This is a genomic window from Candidatus Hikarchaeum yamanae (genome assembly GCF_009889665.1).
Taxonomy (GTDB): Archaea; Halobacteriota; Halobacteria; order Halobacteriales; family Hikarchaeaceae; genus Hikarchaeum; species Hikarchaeum yamanae.
Window position 1 is genome coordinate 108979 of sequence record NZ_WTZR01000002.1, and the last position, 20387, is coordinate 129365.

Here is a 20387-nt window from a genome sequence, read left to right on the forward strand (position 1 = left end):
TTATACCCTCACCCATGGCCTTGAATCACTAAATTCATATGGCACTTCATTTTCTCTTAACATTTCGCGAATGGCAGAGCGAATTGCTTCGCTTCGGTTGGGGAATTCTCCCCTTTCCACCATTTGCTCGACTTCTGCTATCTGTTGTTTCGGAATTCTAAGTGTTATTCGTTCCATTTTGGTTATTCTCCCCGTGTTTTGTAAGACGGAAAGTCATCAGGTGTATGACAACCCCCGGGACGGCCTATGACACATTGTCTTATTTCTGTCCCACATGGGGTGTGCATTCGTCTTACGTGGGTGTACCTTATCGTACTTTATATATAAAGGTTTCTACATTTTGTACTACAAATGTAAACTATTTCTAATTTTTTTTCTTTGTTTTTTTTCTATATTATTTCTATTTTCAGTATACATAACTTACTTTTTTTCTATTTTATCTACAAAATGGACTTTTTTCTCGTACGACGTAGATTTCTCTTTCACACCACATTTTTGCCAAATTGTATTACAATATATGGCTATCACCTTCCCCCTGCTTCAACTCACTGGTCTATTCTTTGCCTCTGTATAACAATGGTTAAATCACAAAAAACACTATAGTGCAGTACACCGGCTTTAACTCAGCCTGGTAGAGTGGTCGACTGTAGATCGACATGTCCCCTGTTCAAATCGGGGAAGCCGGACATTCTTTACAAATTTAATTCCCAATCGCAAATGATAAACACCAAACCGAAGTATCCGTGATTGGTGCCAAGTTAGCATAGCCCGGCCAATGCGGTCGCCTCGAAAGCGACTGTCCTAATAAGACACGGGAGTTCAAATCTCTCACTTGGCGTAAAAACGAAATTCAACACCTCCTACAACACCCCACGAATGGCACAAAAACACATGCAACCTTTACACATCTCACGTAGGGAATTAATACTGGGTTTAATCGCCACAACAGTTGGGTGTATTGAAAAAGTTCGGAATTCTCCAATTGGGACGCCAGAAGAAGAGCCCATAGAACATTATGCAAAAACAGCCACTCCAACAGCCACTCCAACAGCCACTCCAACAGCCACTCCAACAGCCACTCCAACAGCCACTCCAACAGCTACTCCTGAAGCCACTCCAACAGCTACTCCCGAGAAAGACTTGAATGACAATCCCTATGGTACTTATGAAATTTTAGTATCCTATGAAAACCCTGGATCAACACCACCATCAGATTTCACATACGAAGAGGTGGTTAAAGAATCAATTATATACTGGAATGGAGTTCAGAGTAAACTCCCCTACCCTGTTTCATTAAAATATACTCCGAAAATAGTAGATGCACATATTCTAATCCAATTTCAAGTCCCCGGTATCTGCGGCGACAAGGAGGGGGACGAAGTTGTAGGATGTGCACAGGTTATACATGCAGGATCTCGACAACCCACTTTCCCGGTAGAACTTCAAGTATCAGACCGATTTCAAAAAGAATACACTTCCCAAATCACGAGACATGAAATAGGGCATGCAATAGGATTGAAGCATTCTAATGATCCTGCATATGCCTATCAATATGAAAGTGCCAATAACGAATTAATAGAATTAATGGCACCTTCTTTAATCTCACAACTTGGAGATCTAAGAGTGGGAGTGTGGGAACGAGGTACCTATACTTGGAATATCACCGATTTCAATGTATACATAGACTATGGGGAATTTTACAACGATACCCACAACCGAATAAAACGCCAGGTAGAATATGCGTTAAGATATTGGGAATCTGATCCCCACAATTACTTATCAAGACAAGTTTCGTTTGAACTATCTGATAATCCCAATTCTGAAATCACAATTAAATTTGCAGATGCTACTGACTGCCCGGAAGGTGAAGACTTGTTTTGTGGGGACTTTACAGGAAATGATTATGACTCCGATGGGGTGTATGATCAATACTATCAACTAAGACTTCAAATCCCAAGTAAGACCGTAGAATATTTTTCATGGTTGGTTGGGTATGGGATTGCACAAACATTTAGAATTGATTCGAATGCAAACCGAGACCTCCCCGCCCCCTTCCGCAAGCCATATACTGAATCACAATGGACCAACTGGTGGAAACTATATCAATACTAATTTTGAGAACATTAACTCTCTGATGGTGGGTAAATATCACGGTAAACCCGACCCCAAATAGACCACACCGTTAAGGTCCCAATGACGCTTACTGGGATCGAAATCAGCCATCCAATTAGTGGGATGATTGCCACAATCGAAGCAATAACTGTGATCAAAAATATGGCCAATAAAACGTATAAAAAGCCAATGAAATAGGTGCGATCAAACAACAATGAGGTTATTTCACTCACTGAAAATGCAGTAACAAGTTCTCGGCTGTTTGCATATGCCAAAATGGGTGCGGGGACGATATAATAACCATATAGGGTCAGTAAAAGAATGATCCCAATAAATGATAAAATTGCAGGCACCATCTGTTCAGTTAGTAACGCTATGTCGGACTCTCCTGCAGCTGCCAAAGCCGTACCGTATTCTATAAAACTAGAAATCGGATATATTGACAGAAACAACAAGGAAAACAGAACAATGGGGACAATTGTATAAACCGTGGAAATCACCGTTAATGAGAATCCATCTTTGAGCATAACCTTAAGACCTGAGCGCGATCCCGAACGGAGAGCAGGGGCTCGATCATCCCCTGAAGAACGAGATCGAATGAGTTTTATGACGTATCCTTGCAGAAATAACATCATTAGCACAACTGCGATTAAGGATACTATCAATAGTATCATTGAAAACGAATTTACACCATTCTCTGCCAAAGAAACTATTGCAAACATAGTGGCTAAAGTAGGGAGTATCACTAGCACGCCGAACAAGGAGAAACCTAGCACCATTCTGAGGTTGTTTGTAACATATTTTAGCGACTCAATGAGCATGAATATGATATGCCAAGAGGAGTAGATAACACCTTTGGAATAAATTAACCTTTAAATTATACGTGTGAGAGTATAAGACACACTTACGATGCCATATAGAAAAAGCAAGGAAGAGATAGTAGACAAAGGAAATTATGAGGATCACGCAGAGATATTGGAACAATATTCTGCAGAAGATTACCCCTACTATGAAGCAAACAAAGTTCCAAATTTTGTGAAATATCAAGAAGAAGTAGGATGGCTTGATGAAATGGAAAAGTATTGGGGCAAGGATTGGGGTTCCCAAGGAATTGGCCGTTTGACAGATGTGGCTGTTAGATATCCAATGCCCCACGAAGTCCACCCCATGTGGTCCGACGATTCAGCATATTTCATGGCACCCAAAGAATTCCCTTCTATAGAGGAGATTAGGACAAATCATGATATGATGACTGATATACTCAAAGAAGAAGGAGTCAATCTCCATTGGTGGGAATTTGATTTCCCCCCCGAGGGACCTCATGGTTTACTAAAAAGAACCATGTCAAATATAGGATTGGTGATAAATGGAGGTGCGATCATGCCGAGAGCGGCTGCACCATGGATAAGGGGAAGAACGCGACATGCGATGCAATGTTATGTGGAAATGGGAATTCCCATACTTTTGACCATACACGGACATGGAATTCACGAGATAGGGGCAACTCAGTGGTTGGCAGAAAACATCTGGATGACCTACTTATCTACTGATGGAAACCAAGAGGCAATCGACCAAATTACTCCTGTCATGCGCGCTTCTGGAGTTGAACATATACAAGTCACTCGCCCCCCCGGTCCCCATGAATCATTTTCGTGGAGAGACGGACATTGTATGCACCTAGATATGTGGTTTGCACCAGTAGATATTGGATTGGTACTATTATATCCTGGATTCTGTGATTATGAAACACAACGATGGTTGAAAAGTCAAAACGTGGAGATTATAGAAGTATCTGAAAAAGAACAAAGAGAGAGTTTTCCTTGCAATTTGATAATATTGGAGCCAGGTAAAGTGATGATCAATGGTGCAGCAAAAGAAACAATCAAAAACTTAGAATCTAGAGGAATCGAAACGATTTCAGTCGACTTTGATTACGCCAAAAGCTATGGTGGTGGTATTAAATGTGCAACTTCATTCCTTCGAAGAGACGAGGGACCTCACATTGAAGAATTAGGAGAAGGACCGGCACATTAAACTCAAAAAAATTTCAAAAATTATAGCCTAGAAATATAATCTAAGATCGAGTCGGGCAACGAAGTTAATTCATACCCAAAGTCCTCGGCCGCCCGGGAATGACTCACAATTGGTGGCCTCCCCCATGGCTTCGCATCATCATTCCAAGTAACTGGTGTACCTGTGAGTTCCTCAATGAGTGCTGCTAGATCTCTAACCGAAATCGTATGGCCTCCTGTATTATAAACTGGATGTGAGGGTGAATCTGCATCCAAAATGAGACTAATTAGACGTACTGCATCGTTTACGTACACCATATTGAGTTGATCATCTGGGGACAGATCTATCTCGCATGCTTCTCCAGCCACTGCCTTTTGAACAAACTCCGCCGCCCACATGAATTTTCTCCCAGGCGATGTGATGTACCCCCGAATCCTTCCAGGTCCAAATACCAAGCTAGGTCTGACTCCATGAACACTCAAACCATGATTTGCCGCATAAACAAGAGATTGGTGCTCATTCAATTGTTTGGTGGCTGCGTAAAGAGTTTCATTTGGATATCGATAATACGAAGGTAGTGGTTTTGATTCCTCTGTGATAGTGTGTCCATCTGGGTAGTCATAGGACTTTCCATAGATTCCATAGGTACTCGTCCAAACAACTCGAGACACATCATGCTCAACAGATGCGCGGAGTACGTTGTCAAAACCCATGCAATTTACTGCAACCGCTTTGGTTGGGAATTTATGAGATGCACCGCCCACTATGGCAGACAAATTAACAATTTTTTCAACACCTTTGGTGCTGACCAACTCTGAAATATATTCATAATCTGTCACGTCACCTTGGACCAACTCGATAGATGGATGTTTCAAAAGTTCGTTCGGGGCCACATCCATGCAGATTACCTCATTACCTGAATCTGCTAGGTAATTGGCCAGGTCGATTCCAATGAAGCCAGATGCTCCAATAATTAAAATAGTCATTATCCTGTTTATATTGTACAGGGGACATTATCAAATATTGGATTTGAACAGGCGAAAAATCCGACGCATAATTGGCATATTTTGCCTATAAGAAGAATTATCTTGATCAGCGCACTACATTTGCACAAGTACATTTCTTATTTAATTTTCATTTCACCATGCCTTCTCCATTTTCTCTACAAAATTTGAGTTCGGGAGTTCAAACTTTTAAAAACGATGGAAGAAGCAAAGTTCTAGTCTCTGTAGCACTTGGCTGGTTTCTAGTTTTAGGCATGCGTCTTGTTATGCCCGTTATTTTACCCGGGGTCATCCTTGAATTTGATTTATCTTTAACCGCAGCAGGGGGTGCAATTACTATACTGTGGATTGCATATTCGGTAGTTCAATTCCCTGCTGGAATTTTTTCAGATAATTTTGGTGAACGCAAGATTCTCACTTTGAGCATTTCGATTGGAACTCTTGGAGCTATCCTCTTTTCACTTACCTCTAGTTTCAACTTTTTTATATTCGCCTGTATAATTTTCGGCCTGGGATCTGGTCTCTTTGGAACTCCTCGTGTAACTTCACTCTCAAAAATATATCCTGAAAATGATGGAACAGTTTTAGGATTCACTTTCTCTGCAGGCAACTTTGGATCTGCCGTATTACCCTTCATTGCTGGTATTTTGGCGACCTATTTCGGATGGAGATTTGGATTTATTTTTTGCATTCCTATTTTTATCATCACAATTTTCTTACTTTGGAATTCTCCATTCAAACCCCCTTCATCTTCAACATGGGGGCGTTATGAAGTTTCTAAAAACATCCGACTACTTATCGATGGATTGTCTAAAAGAGATGTTTTATTAGTTAGTAGTGCAACTCTTTTATCCGTTTTTACATTTCAAGGATTCACATCATTCTTTCCCCTCTTCCTCATCACTATGAAAAGCACCAGTGCTACTATGGCAACAACGATTTTCTCTGTGTTCTTTATTACTGGTGCAATATCCCAACCCATTTCTGGGATAATTTCTGATAAATATGGAGAACGAAGACTACTGTTATCTCTTGCAGCATTGCATACTATTTGCCTCTTGTCACTACCTTTCATCCATGGCACTGTTCCCTTAATTCTTCTCTCAATCCTACTCGGAACCCGTGCAGGACTTGCACCTGTAAATAATGCTTACTTGGCTTCTTCCATCCCCTCTAAAGTACAAGGATCTGGACTGGGACTTCTAAGATCCATTTTCATTGGTCTTGGGGCTTTGGCTTCTTTTATGGTTGGATTTATAGCAGATAACTATTCTTTTGATCTCGCATTCATATCTCTGGGTGGTTTGTTTTTCATAGCCACCGTGTGCTATTTCTTCCTACCACCTTCGCGAGAATAATCCGTTTATTCCTTTATCACTTCTATCCCCTGATCTCGAATCCTCACAGGGTCTAATGCTTCCTCACGTAGAATTTGGTCATATTCCCTCTCACATTGTTCAGATGTTTTCTGTAGATCCTGTGCTCGCTTACATAACTCATCTATATTTTCAGGGATCTCCCTCCTGTGAACAATCCAATGATTTATTAAATCACTCATTCTCCGAATTGGAGATGTAAAATGCCCATAAACATCGAAGTTCAATGCATGGTGTCCACCAAATGGATCTGCCATATACATGGCCCTTGGCATTACTTTTAAGACCGATCTTTTTATTTTTTCAATTTGATACCCCTCTGCTGCTTCTATGGCAACATTGACGGCTATTCTTGGATCTTCCAAAGAAGCAGATGGGATATTTATTCCTGGGAGTTTTTGTATTTCTTGCAACGCAGAATCCCATTCCCGTGGAGTAGGCTGTGGATGGACTCTATACATAGCTTCTACCCCTCTATTCCACATCAATTCATGGGTCACGGCCTTATTCGCTTTAAGCATGCATTCTTCTACTATCATATGCGACCTATCCCTATTTTGATTAAGAACAAGGGACCCGTCATCTTTTCGCTGTTTTTGTAATCTTTCTGTGACTTCATAAATGGTTTTACACTCTTTGTGCAGTGGCAAATCCGGATCTCCTAATCTTTTTTCACATTCTCTATATGTTAGCCGTTCATCCGATCTAATCACAGATTTATATATGTCTATTGACTCATAACTCAGTGTATCTCTGTTAATATACATCTCCACTGTGTGCGCCAACCGATCTTCTCCCGGAACCAAGGAGCAGACATCTTCTGCTAAATACCTGGGTAACATGTGTATCGTGTGCCCCGACATATATGTTGAATTTCCCCTTTCCATGGCCAATTTCCAGGTTTTCGTATCAGGGGTTACATAATGCGTCACGTCTGCTATATACACCCAAATTCTGTATCCCTTTTCTTCCTCGGTAATACTAAGAGCATCATCAAAGTCTTGTGCACTAGCCGGATCTGTTGTCCACGTGGTAAGTTCCCTCAAATCCCTTCTATTTTCAAGCTCAAGTGAGACTTCTTCTTTATTTCCATCCGCCCACCCCTTCGCCTCATCAATAACATCTTCTGGAAATTGGTCTACTATCCCCAACTTCTCTAATAGGGATTCTCTTTTTCCAACTATTTGTTTGTAGACTTCCTCTGGAATTTTAATCGGACCGTCATTTCCTCCCTTTTCTTCTCTCTCTTCGTTCATGCTCTACAATACAAATTTTAAAGCTCCCTCCGATTTATTTTTTTCCATGCAGGTTATTTCTCGCCACAACCTCCGAAATGACACTATACGCGCCTTTGAATCTTCAATTCTATCTACTTTCGGCGTCGAGCTACCCGGATCAACATATGAGTTAGTTGAACTATCACATTCCCAAATTGATTTGGTTCTACTTGACAAGGAACCTCTCGCATGTTATATTGATGGTTCCCCTTCTCTTACAGTAAAAGGTGCAAATACCTATGCACCTTCTAAAAACATTGTATTTGTGGACCAGGGAGCAATCCGCTTTGTTTCCAATGGCGCCGATATAATGAAACCTGGGATAACCAGAGTGGACTCTTCAATAGAACCTGGAGACATAGTGATCGTCCTCGAAGAAGCCCACGAAAAAGCACTTTGCATAGGGCGATCGATTGTACCTACTGCTGATATGCTTGGAAGTTCTGGAAAAGCTATTGAATCAATCCACTACGTTGGCGACGAAATCTACCATTTTTTCTGATCAAACTCAACTCATTTCTTCATCCACATCATAGCGCGTGTCACCGTCATATATGTATGTGATCTCATCCTCTTCGTCCTGCGTTTTTATATGGGAGTTATCACAATATGGTTTGTTTTTCGACAAACTACACATGCAAATAAATGCAGGCTCCTCACTAGCTGGTATTTTAAAAGGTCCTTTTTCCTCATGTATCACAAATCTTGCCATATCTGAACTTTTCTTTTTCAGATGTAAAAGCATTACAATTCATTCCTATTATCTGCATATTTAATCCTTAAAATCTTACCTATTCAAACAAATTTAACATAAAAATCCGGCCGTAAGAACTATGCCCTCTCCTGCGCTTTATCTACCTATGGGATTTGTGGACAAACTTCTTGGTGGCGGTAAACATACCATCGAAGATTACATAGCTCTAGATAGCGACGATATCGAGAAAACAGCGGCAGGAACATTTCAAGTTCACATTGCTGAAATTTCAAACATAGAGGATGTCATTGCGGTTAAAGACAAAATCTATGACGGCGACCTAGTAATTTCCAATATAACTCGATTAAGAACTAAAGATTCACTAATGAATCGTATTACTACTGAGTTAAATCAGGTAGCACAAGAAGTCGGTGGGGATATTGTTCTAAGCGGAGACGATCAAATAATCGCTGCCCCTGCTGGGGTCGTGATCAGCCGAGAAAAGATCGGACAGAAGTAATTTTTCCACAAAAATATTTTTTATTCAACATCTTTCTTCATAGCTTTACGCCGCGCTTTGGAATCTTTCCCAGTAGCTTTAAGTAAAAATTCATTTTTCACTGAAACGGCATCTGCAGCTAGTTCTATATCTCCATTTGCAATTATTTCTGGTATCGGAAGCTCTTCAAAATCTACAATGAGGGTATCTTTCTTCCCCGGATATTTCCCCGCGCCAATGCTCACTTTTTTAAATATAGGGTTTACTGGATTTTCCACAACATATAATTCTTGACCCTCTTGAATTTCTGCACCTGTTATTGGTCCAAAATATTCTTCTACTGCTCCTTTTAGATCCACTATTCTCTCTTCCAACGTAGACCCTCTTTTAATTTCATATTCTTTCATTTTATATTTTTTTTATCTCCTATCTTTGTTGAATCTTCTTTCAATTAATTTTTCGTCAATATATCCTTTCCTACACATGGGGCAAATATCCCCTTTCCGCAAGGACGATTCATATACTGGGGTCTGATATTCACATTGCTCACATATATACACTGTTTGAGTGTCTTTCCTTCTTCCTCTTATTTTCCCTACGGGATCTTGATTTTCCCCTTCTCCCACTCTCAACTCCATATCCTCTTGATTTGGAAATTCTACTACTATTTCTTCTTCTATTTCATCTTCTCTCAAAGATTTAGGAATCAATCCCCCTCCAAATTCAATATTCTCAATAGATGCATCTGGAAGCCCGGCATTAAACCCTTCATCCTCGCCAGCCACTTCTGGCCATTCTTCTACCTCCTCTTCAATAAATTCCACCCCACTCCTCTTTCCATTACCTTCTAAACTTTCCCCAACTTCTTCTTCTAAATCCCTCTCCGAATCCATTTCATCATTTTCAATTTTTTGTTCTTCTATCCCTTCTACTACTGGCTCCACCCCAACTTCTTTATGTTCACTTAAAATCCGAGTTTTACCACACCTAGAACACATTCTATATTCTTGAATGACAGTAACAACCTCTCTCCCTTGTTCATTTCTTTCTTCCGACCTCTGAACATCACCATACGAGTGACCAAAGATACATAGAACTCCCATTAATTTACCAGACACTTTCCTTTACCAAAAAGCCTACCTTTTATCATTTTAATTTTAGGTTCTCTTTCATGGCTTCTAATTGTTTCCTTGAAAACAAAGACGTAGGGCGATCCATGTGGACTCCGATTTCCCCAGAGAAAACTTGTAATCCAATTTCCTGTACCACTCGAGGAAGTGAATACCCCTTTCTGATCCATTTTCCCATCTCTATTTCTCTGCCTATTCCCTTTCTCCAATTCTGCTCATACATGTCAATCGTATCTATTTTGTTTGGATTAACTATACTTGCTGCACAGTTTGATGCTATCAGGCCATAAACTATTCCCCCTCCTGTGAATGGTTTCGTTTGGCTCGCCGCATCTCCTATCAAAAATCCCCTCTTAGTACTAACACTTCTAGGGGGGCCAATTGGTATCATTCCTGAACATCTATTCTCCACTTGAACTCCCTGAGAGTCAATTAATTTCTCAAATTCTCCTATTATATCTATGTCGGGACTCCCTGCAATTCCATATTCTACACCTGCATTTCCTCTTGGTATCCGCCACGAGAAGAATCGTGGAACATTTAGATAAACATCAACAAAGTTCCCAAAGTCCACTGTAGATTCAAATCCAAGAATTCCATGCAGTAATTCATCTGGTTCTCTTATTCCTAGCGAACGTCTAACTCTAGAATTTGGCCCATCACACCCTACCACCATCTTGGTATTCACTTCTCGTTTTCCATCCGGTCCTCTAACCTTGACAACCACTCTCTCTTTTAGTTCTTTGACACCGATCACTGTGCTTCTCTCCTCTATTTCTGCACCGGAATCAATCGCCATTTTTGCCAGACAACGATCCAACCCAACTCTATCAATTACGTTGGAAATGGGTTCATTTTTATAAAATGTATGGGCCCTTCCATCTGACCCATTCACATGAAATCTCGCACCAAAAATTTCATTTTGAATTAACTTGGATTTATTTTTCTCAGATATATATCTCCATAAATCCAAACTCACATGCCCCGAACATGATAGGGGAGCTCCCACTTCTCCCCCTTCAAACACGACGATTTTGTTCCCCAACTCTGCACTTTTATGTGCAAAGTGAGACCCAGCAGGACCTGCACCTACAACTACAAAATCATACATTCTACTATCTATATTTGCATTCCACTACTTGAGTTTCCCTTTTAGATACTGTGCAGTGTATGATTTCACATTCCCAATTATATGTTCCGGTGTTCCTTCGGCCACTATCTCTCCGCCCTTCTCTCCTCCCTCTGGACCTAAGTCAATTATATGGTCTGCATTTTTTATCAAATCAAGCTCATGCTCAATAACCACTACTGTATTTCCTCTATCTACTAATCGGTGCAATACCTCGATCAATTTAGCTTCATCTTCAGGGTGAAGCCCTGTAGTTGGCTCATCCAATAAGTATAATGTATTCCCCTTTTCTCGTTTCCCCAACTCTTGAGACAACTTTACTCGCTGGGCCTCCCCCCCTGATAATGTCGTAGACGATTGCCCAAGTTTCATATATCCCAATCCCACATCATATAGCAAATCTAGACTTCGAAGAATTTTCTTATTATTCTCAAAAAATTCTCTTGCTTCCTCTATCGACATATCAAGAACATCTGCAATATTTTTCCCCTTATATCTGACCTCCAAAGTCTCATCATTATATCTTGACCCTTTGCATTCTTCGCACACGACATATACATCTGATAAAAAGTTCATCTCTATCCTCACATCACCTTGACCATTACAAATCTCACATCTCCCTCCTTTGACATTAAATGAAAATCTACCCGGTTTATATCCACGCTGAAGGGCAACTTTAGTTTTCGAAAATAATTCTCGGATATATGTGAATACTCCTGTATATGTTGCAGGATTCGATCTAGGAGTTCTGCCTATTGGATTTTGATCAATTAATCTTACACTTTGAATTTGATCATATCCTTCTATACTTCCATGACCACCCGGAACAATCGATCTATTTTTATGAATTTTCTGAGCTAAACCTTTGTATAATACCTCGTGAATTAAAGTAGATTTCCCGGATCCAGAGACACCTGTAATAACCGTTAAAATACCCATAGGTATGGAAACATCAATATTTTTTAGATTATGTTGAAATGCATTTTTGATCTCTATATTTTCTTTTGGGGATCTCCTTTTTTCTGGTATTGGTATTTCCATCTCCCCTGAAAGATATTTCCCAGTTAGGGAATCTTTGCATTTCATAATTTGCTCCACCGTTCCCTGTGCCACCAATTCCCCACCATTCCTCCCGGCACCCGGGCCTATGTCTGCAATATAGTCTGCCCGAAACATGGTTTCTTCGTCATGTTCCACAACAATCAGTGTATTTCCCATATCTCGCAATCCCTCGAGGGTATTTAACAATCGATCATTATCCCTCTGATGGAGTCCAATAGATGGTTCGTCTAACACATACAATACTCCCACCAATCCAGATCCAATTTGTGTTGCAAGCCTTATCCTTTGACTTTCTCCCCCTGAAAGAGTTCGCGCCTCCCGGTCCAAAGTCAGATATTCCAATCCCACCTCGCACATAAATCTCAACCTAGAATGAATTTCCTTTATAACCTGTTCTGCGATCTGTTTCTCTCTGTCATTTAATTCTTGATCTAAATTTGTAAAATAAAGCAGAGCATCTCCTATGCTCATTTGATTGATTCTTGTTATGCTATTTCCTGCAATTTTAACCGATCTGCTTTCCGGTTTTAACCTGGTACCTTCACACGAAGCACAAGTAGTTATGGCCATATATTTCTCAATATGCTCTCTAGTTGATTGAGAATCTGTCTGAACATATCTTCTTTCTAAACTCGGAATTATTCCTTCGAATGGGCCTTCTCTCCATCTCATTCCCCTCCTGGTCCACCTCCTCAATTGCACTTTCTCTTTCGTTCCCCACATAAACGCATTTTGAACCTCCGGGTCCAATTCTCCAAATGGGGTATCCACCGACACTCCAAAATGGTCCGACAACGAGTCTATCCAACCCTTGTAAACTGGTGCTTTATAATTCCATGGACCAATCGCTTCTTTTAGAGGGGCATTCTTATTTCTTATCACCAAATCTTGAACTACTTCTTTCATATGCCCGAGGCCTTCACATTTCGGACATGCACCATGTGGACTGTTAAATGAAAAAGATCTGGTTTCTATTTCTGGCAAATCTATTTTACAATTGCTGCAAGCAAATTCTTCGGAAAATTCTACGACCAATCTCGAATCTGTTTTACCCGAAAGATCTCCAGTTCTCCGAAATTGGGCACCTAGCTTTATATCTGAAGAAGGATCTGGAACAATAATTTTTATTACGCCTTTTGCTTCTGTCAATGCCGTCTCAACAGAATCCGTAATCCTTGAACGCGCATTTTCAGACACTTCTATTCTATCTACTATTATATCAACCGAATGATCATATGTTTCTTCCAATTCCGGGATCTCTACGGCCAAATCATATTCTTCCCCATCCACTTCTGTCCGTGTATACCCTCTCGCAATCAAATCTTTGAATAGTTCTTTGAACGCCCCCTTTTGATCTCGAACTACCGGGGCTGCAATTTTTATTTTTGACATTTCGGGCAGTTCTAAAATGCGATTTACCATTTGTTGAGCCGACTGCTTTCCCACTTCTTCCCCACAAATTGGACAATGTGGAATTCCTATCCTTGCGTATAATAACCTCAAATAGTCATGCATTTCTGTTACAGTTCCCACAGTCGATCTAGGATTATTCGCTGCGTTTTTTTGATCTATCGATATTGCGGGGGATAAACCCTCTACCGACTCAACCTCTGGCTTATCCATTTGACCAAGAAAATTTCTCGCATACGCACTCAAAGATTCTATATACCTCCTCTGCCCCTCTGCGTAGATCGTGTTGAATGCCAACGACGATTTTCCAGACCCTGAAACACCTGTAATTACTATTAATTTATCTCTTGGGATTTTTATGTTCAGATCTCTAAGATTGTTTTCCGCCGCCCCCCTTACTTCAATATATTCTTTTACCATTATTATTATCAACTATAATCCCAATATAAATTTCGCAACAACCACTGCTTATTCTCCCTACTCATTACACTCTTTCTGGTAACCATCCTCCATGGATTTCTAAATTTGCACCACTGATATAATCTGATCCCTGACCAAGGAAAAACAGCATGGATTTTGCCATCTCTTCCAACTTAGCCGGCCTTCCCATCGGAATTTTTGCGGGAAAATTATCTGAATTTTCTACAACATATGGGGACAATAAATTAACTGTAATCCCACTCCCTGATGTGTCAGAAGCAAGCATCCGCGTAAACATCTGAACTCCTGTTTTCGAAACGAAATATGGGAAATTCTTTGTGTTAACTAACCCCTTTTCACTTGAAGCATAACCTATGTTTATTATTCTTCCCCATGCATTTTCACGCATTTTTGGAAGTGCCCTTTTTGAACATAGATATGTGCCTGTGAAGTTAGTCGCCATTACTCGCTCCCACGTTTCAAAATCAATATCTTCCCAATGTATTGGGGCATAATCCCCTACATTATTAATTAATATATCAACCGATCCCAACTTACTTTCTATTTCTTTGAATAGACATTCTACCCCTTCTGGATTTCTTATGTCCGATTTCATTTTTATCACATCAACCCCAGTTAATCTAATTTCTTCCACTGCTTTTTCTGCTAGCTTTTCATTTTTCAGATAATGTATCACGACCTGCGCCCCACATCTTGCCAATTCCAATGCAAACTCCTTTCCTATTCCTCTAGAACTACCTGTCACCAATGCAACTTTCCCCGAAAGATCTAGTAGACCACTCATTAGTTTTCCCTACGCTTCTCTACATACTATAGACTATCCATCTCCGTGTTCATCGACAATTACTACTTTTCCTTCAATTACATCTATATTTATCAATGTTTTAACTTGATACCCCTTATCCCCCGCTCTATTCTCGCCCCCCACTTTGTTTATAACTGCAATAACGTCAACAACCTCTGCACCTATTTTCTCCAACGCTTCCATTATCGCAATTATGGTCCCTCCTGTGGAGATAACATCATCCAACAAAAGAACCCTATCTCCCTCTCTAATGTCATTTATATACATCTCATTTTTCGAATATCCCGTTTCTTGCATCAATGACACTTCTCCCTCTAGTCCGTATTCTCTTTTCCGGACAACCACTAGAGGTATGTCTGTAACTAGTGACAGGGCAGTGGAAATGTGTATTCCCATAGCTGCAGGTGTAACTATTTTATCAATGTTTTCTAAGTTCTCCCTCTTAACTTTGTTAATTATTTTAATCACAATTTCTCTCAGGAGCCCGGGCTCTAGCATTGGAACCCCATCTGATATCGGGTGGACAAAATAATGATACCCATCCTTTTCTATTATTGGAGCATCTAAAAGAGACCTCTTCAACCAATCCATATTCTACCTGTCCCTTGGGCCTAAAAAAAATCTTCGGAAATATATTTTCTCCCCTCTGAAAATTCTAGTTTACTCCTTTTCGCCGCCGAACGAAGCCCTTAATTCAGTTTAGAGTCAGAAACGTTTGATTGTGGAACTTAATTTCCTTTCCATGGCTGTAATTATTTTCCTACCCTTTTTTGCAGCTGCATTAACCTTCTTCATTTATCCGATCTTAAAAGAAAAAACAGCCCACTTCGCAGCATTCATAGCCCTAATTTGTGCGTTTTTAATCCTAAACCTCATTGGAACTACTGGGTCAATTTCCATCCCTCTAATTTCTTCTCTGGATATTCACCTTCGTTTTTACGTCGATGGACTGTCAATCCTTGTTGGTTTGCTGGCCTCTGGTATGGGACTATTGACTTTCATTTATTCTTTTGGATATATGAAAACAAAGACCCCAAGCCCGACTTATTATGCATCCTTATTAGTATTCATGGGGTCTATGCTCGGAATAGTTTTCTCCGCAGATTTAATCGTCCTTTTCGTTTTCTGGGAATTGACCTCCCTCTCCTCATACCTACTAATTGGGTATTTTAACCACGAATCCACTTCTAGATCTGCTGCAAAGAAAGCACTAGTCATCACTTCTCTTGGTGGATTCTTCATGCTTCTTGGATTTTTACTCATCCATTCTATCACCGGCAGCTTCGATCTAACCTTTCTCCTCTCTCAACCCGAATCTATCCAATCTATTCTTCGGGAAAATGGAATTTTCTTGCCCATTCTTTTTGCTATCATTATTGCAGGCGCATCCAAATCTGCACAAATACCATTTCACATTTGGTTACCAAGTGCGATGGTTGCTCCAACTCCCGTTTCTGCCTTTTTGCATTCTGCAGCTATGGTCAAAGCAGGAGTCTATATTCTTGGGAGATTCCACCCAATTTTAGCTGGAGATGAGTGGTCTCTTATTCTCATCACACTTGGAATCGCCACAATGCTCATCACTGCATTTTTCGCTATAATCTCCACCACTCTCAAGGAACTTCTTGCATATTCTACTGCGTCTCATATCGGTTTAATGCTGATCGGCTTTGGTATACCTCTAACATTAACCGGTGCATCCCAGTCCCTTGGTTTTGCATCTGGATCTTTTCACTTATTCAATCATGCTCTGTTCAAAGCAGCTCTGTTTTTCATCGCAGGAATTATAGCTTGCCAAGTAGGAATAACTACAATTTCTGAAATCAAAGGTTTGCGGAAGAAACTACCTCTAACTGCAGGTTTTGCAGTTTTTGCTTCTCTATGTATGGCTGGAATTCCACCCACTAGTGGATTCTATTCCAAAGAACTACTCTTTCAAGGCATATACGCGGTCGCTAATAATTATGGTGGGATTTCATGGGTTCTACCTCTCCTCACAATCATAGCTAGTGCATTTGCAGTCGTCTACTCTCTCAAATTCGTAATGATATTTTTCGGTACCCCCTCCTCCGATCAACAAGGCGTTTCTCCTCCCTCCCTTTCCATGACGATCCCTACTTCTATTTTAATTCTATTATCTTTTCTCACTATTTTCTACCCTCTCTTCCCCCTAGATATCCTTTCCCATTCTGGATCTCCATATTTACAAGATATCTCCACTTTGCACGTTGGACTCCCTACTCAAATTGACCCTCCTTTATTGATGAGTCTTTTGTCCATAATATTCGGAATTGTACTATTTTTAAAATATGAACAGATTCTAAAAGGAATGTCTTCAATTTTACCATTCACATACTTTAGTGCAGATTCAATATATCTCTCTATAATTTCCACACTAGAGATTTGGAGTTCTTCCCTCACTTATAGGACTGAACGACTCCTTTTGAGAACCCACATAATCTGGTTACTCGGGCTTATCGGAACATTTGTTTTAGCGAGCCTTTTCTATTTGAAACCAAATTTCCTTATGATATCTGGACCCCCCCTCCGACTTGATTTCTTGGTATTTCTCCTTATTATAGCTCTAGGTGCCTTCGCGGTAGTCCGGGCAAACTCTCACATCATGGGTGTTTTATTCCTTTCCATTCTCGGGTTTATGATTGCAGTATTTTACTTACTTTCAAATGCACCAGACGTAGCATTAACTCAACTCGCAGTTGAGACTCTCATTCTTGTAATATTCTTAGTTATAATCGGAAAACTTCCTGCTTACTACGGGGAGACATCTTCCCCTCGTGTGATGCGGGATATATTACTATCTCTTTTCATAGGGGCGACTATTTTCTTCACAGTTCTCCTCGCAACTACCTCTTCAGTTTCGAAAAACATAGCAACGTTTTTCATTGATAGGGCTAGCTACCCTTCGGAATACACCGAAAACATCATAGTTGATTACGGGGGAGGAACTAACATTGTCAATGTGATTCTAGTCGATTTCCGTGCATTGGACACCTTAGGGGAGATATCAGTTGTGGCACTCGCTGCACTTTCCATCTTGACCATTTTATCCTCGCGAACATCTGGGGGCCGATCATGACCACGCTGATTACCCGAACTGCAGCAAGAATTGTTGCACCTTTGATTTTTGTTACCGCTGCGATACTTTTCATCCAAGGGCATAATTCAATTGGAGGCGGATTCGTATCTGCCGTTTTAATAGTATCTGCTATCGCTCTACTTTACATAGCGTATGGGACTTCGGACCTCACCCGGCTACTAAACATTTCTCCATCTACACTCAATAGGAGAATACTTGTATCTGGCCTGCTGCTGATCCTCATCACTGGCTCTATACCCATTTTGTTCAACATGCCTTTCTTAACTCAAGCATTTTTAATTCTCCCACCCCTTCCATTTTTAGGAGAACTAAAAATCTCAGGGGCCATCTTATTCGACTTAGGTGTTCTTTTCACAGTTACTGGCTCTTTACTTTCTATCTTGTCGGGGGTGAGTCGCTAAAATGACTCCCTTAATCTTAGCACTAATACTTGGTTCCCTCTTCTCACTTGGAACCTTTCTACTCCTACGAAGGGATCTCCTGAAAGCAATTTTAGGCGTTATCATCCTCGGCCAAACAGCAAATGTTTATTTGATCACCATGGGAGGAATTTCTGGTACTGTTCCTGTTCTATCTGATAGCAGTTCTTTAATTTCTATAACTGATCCCCTCGTCCAAGCATTAGTCTTAACTGCAATAGTCATCAGCCTAGGAACAACCGCATTCGTACTTGTACTTTTACTCCGCGTTTACGATGAACATGGGACATTAGACATAGACCGACTCTGGGGGCAACTATGAGTACATCTACAGCGATCGTAAGCCACTCTCCCGTACTACCTCTGCTAATTGCATTGCTAACTGCATGTTTAACCCTACTATCTAGACGATCTCTTAAATTGACAATTTCACTGAGCTTACTTGGCACCTGTGCTTATATTGCGTCTGTTGTATCTCTGCTATTTTCAGTTCAGCATGGCCCTCTTATATATCAATTTTCTGCATGGCCCGCCCCTTATGGGATCTCATTTGTTGCGGACTCTTTCGCACTTCTTTTACTATGCATCACCGCCATAGTCACTGCAGGGGTCCTACTCTATTCGATCACCACTATTGATGAATCAAAACAAAAATTCTCTTACCACTCTCTTTTACACTTCATGCTTTTCGGTGCCACCGGTGCACTCTTAACTGGGGATTTATTCAACCTCTTTGTCTGGTTTGAAGTAACTCTCATGACGAGCTACGTTCTTGTCACATTCTATTCAACTTCTAAACAAACCAAGGCAGGGATGACGTATGTAATTCTCAATCTCATTGGTGGTGCATTTATGCTAATTTCCATCGGTGGGATCTATGCCACCACCGGGACTCTTAATTTGGCAGATTTATCCCATAGATTGTCTCAACCCGATATATACAACATTTCTATGCCTTCTGTTATCTTATTTTCCATGATTCTTTTTGTTGTTTTTGCTCTTAAGTCTGGATTGGTTCCTCTTCATTTTTGGGTCCCTCTAGTCTACCAAGCAGCACCGTCTCCCATATCTGCTCTTCTTTCTGGGGTAGTGAAAAAAGTAGGTCTATATGCTATGATTCGGATATTTTTCACAGTATTTCCTTCAGGTGATTCCACTCTCCTCGGAGAACTCTCAGTTTTGACAATTTTCGGAATATCACTTTTCATATTGTCTACCACAAGTATAATTTTCGGTGGAATATCTGCACTTAGTCAAGATAATATTGACAATCTGTTGGCTTATTCTAGTATAAGCCAAATGGGATTCATAATGCTACCACTCTCACTCGCAGCTCTGTTTCCATCTATACGACAAATGGCGCTCATAGCAACTATAATCTTAACTTTGAACCATTCTCTCGCCAAGGCCTCTCTGTTTCTCGCTAGTGGCTGTATAAAAAATGCTATTGGATCTGCAAAACTTTCTGATTTGGGCGGTCTCTCTCGCCACTCTCCAATTCTTTCTATTTCTGTATTTGTCTCCATATTTTCTTTAGTGGGGATTCCCCCAATTTTTGGATTTTTCGGAAAATTACATCTTCTAATTCTGCCCCTAAATACAGAACCCATTCAGACAATGTATTCTAGTCTTTTCATTTTAATCCTATTAGTGGGAACTGTTCTATCTTTCCTCTATGCCATACACCTGTGGAATACGGGATTCTGGGGGGAAATTTCATCCACGGTATCTGATTCAACCATTCCTGTGCAAAACCAGTACGTCCTTCTATTCTTCACCCTCGTGTTAATTTCCCTTGGGGTCGGTTTCGATTCCATTTCCCCTCTAATTGAATCAGCTTCTCGTTCCGCAATAGATAGTTCTGGCTATATAGAAGCCGTTCTGTATCATAGGTAGAC

At 40.5% G+C, this 20387-nt stretch carries 20 protein-coding genes and 2 tRNA genes; 11 read left to right on the forward strand and 11 right to left on the reverse strand.

Translation table 11 applies throughout. The features are described from left to right. Complete coding sequence (locus ACM9H2_RS01650) at positions 1 to 177, reverse strand: ribbon-helix-helix domain-containing protein (RefSeq protein ID WP_415487513.1); 177 nt, start codon at positions 175 to 177, stop codon at positions 1 to 3. Between the two features lie 435 nt (positions 178 to 612). Here ACM9H2_RS01650 and ACM9H2_RS01655 point away from each other — a divergent pair. From ACM9H2_RS01655 to ACM9H2_RS01665, 3 genes are all read left to right on the forward strand, one after another. Beyond that, positions 613 to 686, forward strand: a tRNA-Tyr gene (locus ACM9H2_RS01655). A 66-nt stretch (positions 687 to 752) separates the two neighbouring features. Next, positions 753 to 838 (forward strand) — tRNA-Ser (locus ACM9H2_RS01660). A gap of 38 nt (positions 839 to 876) precedes the next feature. Further along, positions 877 to 2112, forward strand: a complete 1236-nt coding sequence (locus ACM9H2_RS01665) for a hypothetical protein (RefSeq protein ID WP_415487515.1) — start codon at positions 877 to 879, stop codon at positions 2110 to 2112. Positions 2113 to 2123: 11 nt separating this feature from the next. On the opposite strand, the gene ACM9H2_RS01670 is transcribed toward ACM9H2_RS01665, so the two are convergent. Next, the gene (locus tag ACM9H2_RS01670) at positions 2124 to 2933 is read right to left on the reverse strand and encodes a DUF4013 domain-containing protein (RefSeq protein WP_415487517.1); all 810 of its coding nucleotides are present in this window, start codon (positions 2931 to 2933) and stop codon (positions 2124 to 2126) included. 88 nt (positions 2934 to 3021) lie between these two features. Here ACM9H2_RS01670 and ACM9H2_RS01675 point away from each other — a divergent pair, with 88 nt between their 5' ends. After that, entirely contained in the window at positions 3022 to 4146 is a 1125-nt protein-coding gene (locus ACM9H2_RS01675) for a dimethylarginine dimethylaminohydrolase family protein (RefSeq protein WP_415487519.1), read from the forward strand. Positions 4147 to 4166: 20 nt separating this feature from the next. On the opposite strand, the gene ACM9H2_RS01680 is transcribed toward ACM9H2_RS01675, so the two are convergent. Further along, the gene (locus ACM9H2_RS01680) at positions 4167 to 5111 is read right to left on the reverse strand and encodes an NAD-dependent epimerase/dehydratase family protein (protein ID WP_415487521.1); all 945 of its coding nucleotides are present in this window, start codon (positions 5109 to 5111) and stop codon (positions 4167 to 4169) included. Positions 5112 to 5269: 158 nt separating this feature from the next. Between ACM9H2_RS01680 and ACM9H2_RS01685 the strand changes: the two genes are divergently transcribed. Further along, on the forward strand, positions 5270 to 6487 hold the full coding sequence (locus ACM9H2_RS01685; RefSeq protein ID WP_415487523.1) for an MFS transporter: 1218 nt from the start codon (positions 5270 to 5272) through the stop codon (positions 6485 to 6487). Between the two features lie 5 nt (positions 6488 to 6492). Here the strand turns inward: ACM9H2_RS01685 and ACM9H2_RS01690 are convergent, their stop codons facing one another. Next, positions 6493 to 7761, reverse strand: a complete 1269-nt coding sequence (locus ACM9H2_RS01690; RefSeq protein WP_415487525.1) for a ribonuclease catalytic domain-containing protein — start codon at positions 7759 to 7761, stop codon at positions 6493 to 6495. A 46-nt stretch (positions 7762 to 7807) separates the two neighbouring features. Between ACM9H2_RS01690 and ACM9H2_RS01695 the strand changes: the two genes are divergently transcribed. Continuing rightward, positions 7808 to 8284 carry an RNA-binding protein gene (locus tag ACM9H2_RS01695; RefSeq protein WP_415487527.1) on the forward strand — a complete coding sequence of 159 codons (477 nt, stop codon included), beginning with the start codon at positions 7808 to 7810 and terminating at the stop codon, positions 8282 to 8284. Positions 8285 to 8290: 6 nt separating this feature from the next. On the opposite strand, the gene ACM9H2_RS01700 is transcribed toward ACM9H2_RS01695, so the two are convergent. Then, on the reverse strand, positions 8291 to 8494 hold the full coding sequence (locus ACM9H2_RS01700) for a CDGSH iron-sulfur domain-containing protein (RefSeq protein ID WP_415487529.1): 204 nt from the start codon (positions 8492 to 8494) through the stop codon (positions 8291 to 8293). 148 nt (positions 8495 to 8642) lie between these two features. On the opposite strand from ACM9H2_RS01700, the gene sepF reads away from it, so the two are divergent. Then, positions 8643 to 8996, forward strand: coding sequence for a cell division protein SepF (sepF, locus tag ACM9H2_RS01705; protein ID WP_415487531.1), 354 nt, complete (start codon positions 8643 to 8645; stop codon positions 8994 to 8996). 20 nt (positions 8997 to 9016) lie between these two features. On the opposite strand, the gene ACM9H2_RS01710 is transcribed toward sepF, so the two are convergent. From ACM9H2_RS01710 to hpt, 6 genes are all read right to left on the reverse strand, one after another. Further along, a complete protein-coding gene (locus tag ACM9H2_RS01710; protein ID WP_415487533.1) occupies positions 9017 to 9382 on the reverse strand; it encodes a DUF5611 family protein in 366 nt (121 codons plus the stop codon). A 12-nt stretch (positions 9383 to 9394) separates the two neighbouring features. After that, complete coding sequence (locus ACM9H2_RS01715) at positions 9395 to 10078, reverse strand: hypothetical protein (protein ID WP_415487535.1); 684 nt, start codon at positions 10076 to 10078, stop codon at positions 9395 to 9397. A 43-nt stretch (positions 10079 to 10121) separates the two neighbouring features. Next, positions 10122 to 11216, reverse strand: a complete 1095-nt coding sequence (locus ACM9H2_RS01720; RefSeq protein ID WP_415487537.1) for a geranylgeranyl reductase family protein — start codon at positions 11214 to 11216, stop codon at positions 10122 to 10124. 24 nt (positions 11217 to 11240) lie between these two features. Beyond that, positions 11241 to 14126 carry an excinuclease ABC subunit UvrA gene (gene uvrA / locus ACM9H2_RS01725; RefSeq protein WP_415487539.1) on the reverse strand — a complete coding sequence of 962 codons (2886 nt, stop codon included), beginning with the start codon at positions 14124 to 14126 and terminating at the stop codon, positions 11241 to 11243. Positions 14127 to 14190: 64 nt separating this feature from the next. Further along, positions 14191 to 14931: an SDR family NAD(P)-dependent oxidoreductase gene (locus ACM9H2_RS01730; RefSeq protein ID WP_415487541.1), complete on the reverse strand. Its 741-nt coding sequence runs from the start codon at positions 14929 to 14931 to the stop codon at positions 14191 to 14193. 33 nt (positions 14932 to 14964) lie between these two features. Then, a complete protein-coding gene (gene hpt, locus ACM9H2_RS01735; RefSeq protein WP_415487543.1) occupies positions 14965 to 15543 on the reverse strand; it encodes a hypoxanthine/guanine phosphoribosyltransferase in 579 nt (192 codons plus the stop codon). 130 nt (positions 15544 to 15673) lie between these two features. Here hpt and mbhE point away from each other — a divergent pair, with 130 nt between their 5' ends. Genes mbhE through ACM9H2_RS01755 form a run of 4 tightly spaced genes read left to right on the forward strand, consistent with a single transcriptional unit; the run spans position 15674 to position 20385 of the window. After that, positions 15674 to 18049, forward strand: coding sequence for a hydrogen gas-evolving membrane-bound hydrogenase subunit E (gene mbhE / locus ACM9H2_RS01740; protein ID WP_415487545.1), 2376 nt, complete (start codon positions 15674 to 15676; stop codon positions 18047 to 18049). After that, positions 18046 to 18471, forward strand: coding sequence for an MnhB domain-containing protein (locus tag ACM9H2_RS01745; protein ID WP_415487547.1), 426 nt, complete (start codon positions 18046 to 18048; stop codon positions 18469 to 18471). The genes mbhE and ACM9H2_RS01745 overlap by 4 nt, the downstream gene beginning before the upstream one ends. A gap of 1 nt (position 18472) precedes the next feature. Next, positions 18473 to 18811 (forward strand): sodium:proton antiporter, encoded by a 339-nt coding sequence (locus tag ACM9H2_RS01750; protein ID WP_415487549.1) that lies wholly within the window; start codon positions 18473 to 18475, stop codon positions 18809 to 18811. After that, complete coding sequence (locus ACM9H2_RS01755; protein WP_415487551.1) at positions 18808 to 20385, forward strand: complex I subunit 5 family protein; 1578 nt, start codon at positions 18808 to 18810, stop codon at positions 20383 to 20385. The genes ACM9H2_RS01750 and ACM9H2_RS01755 overlap by 4 nt, the downstream gene beginning before the upstream one ends. Positions 20386 to 20387: the final 2 nt, after the last annotated feature.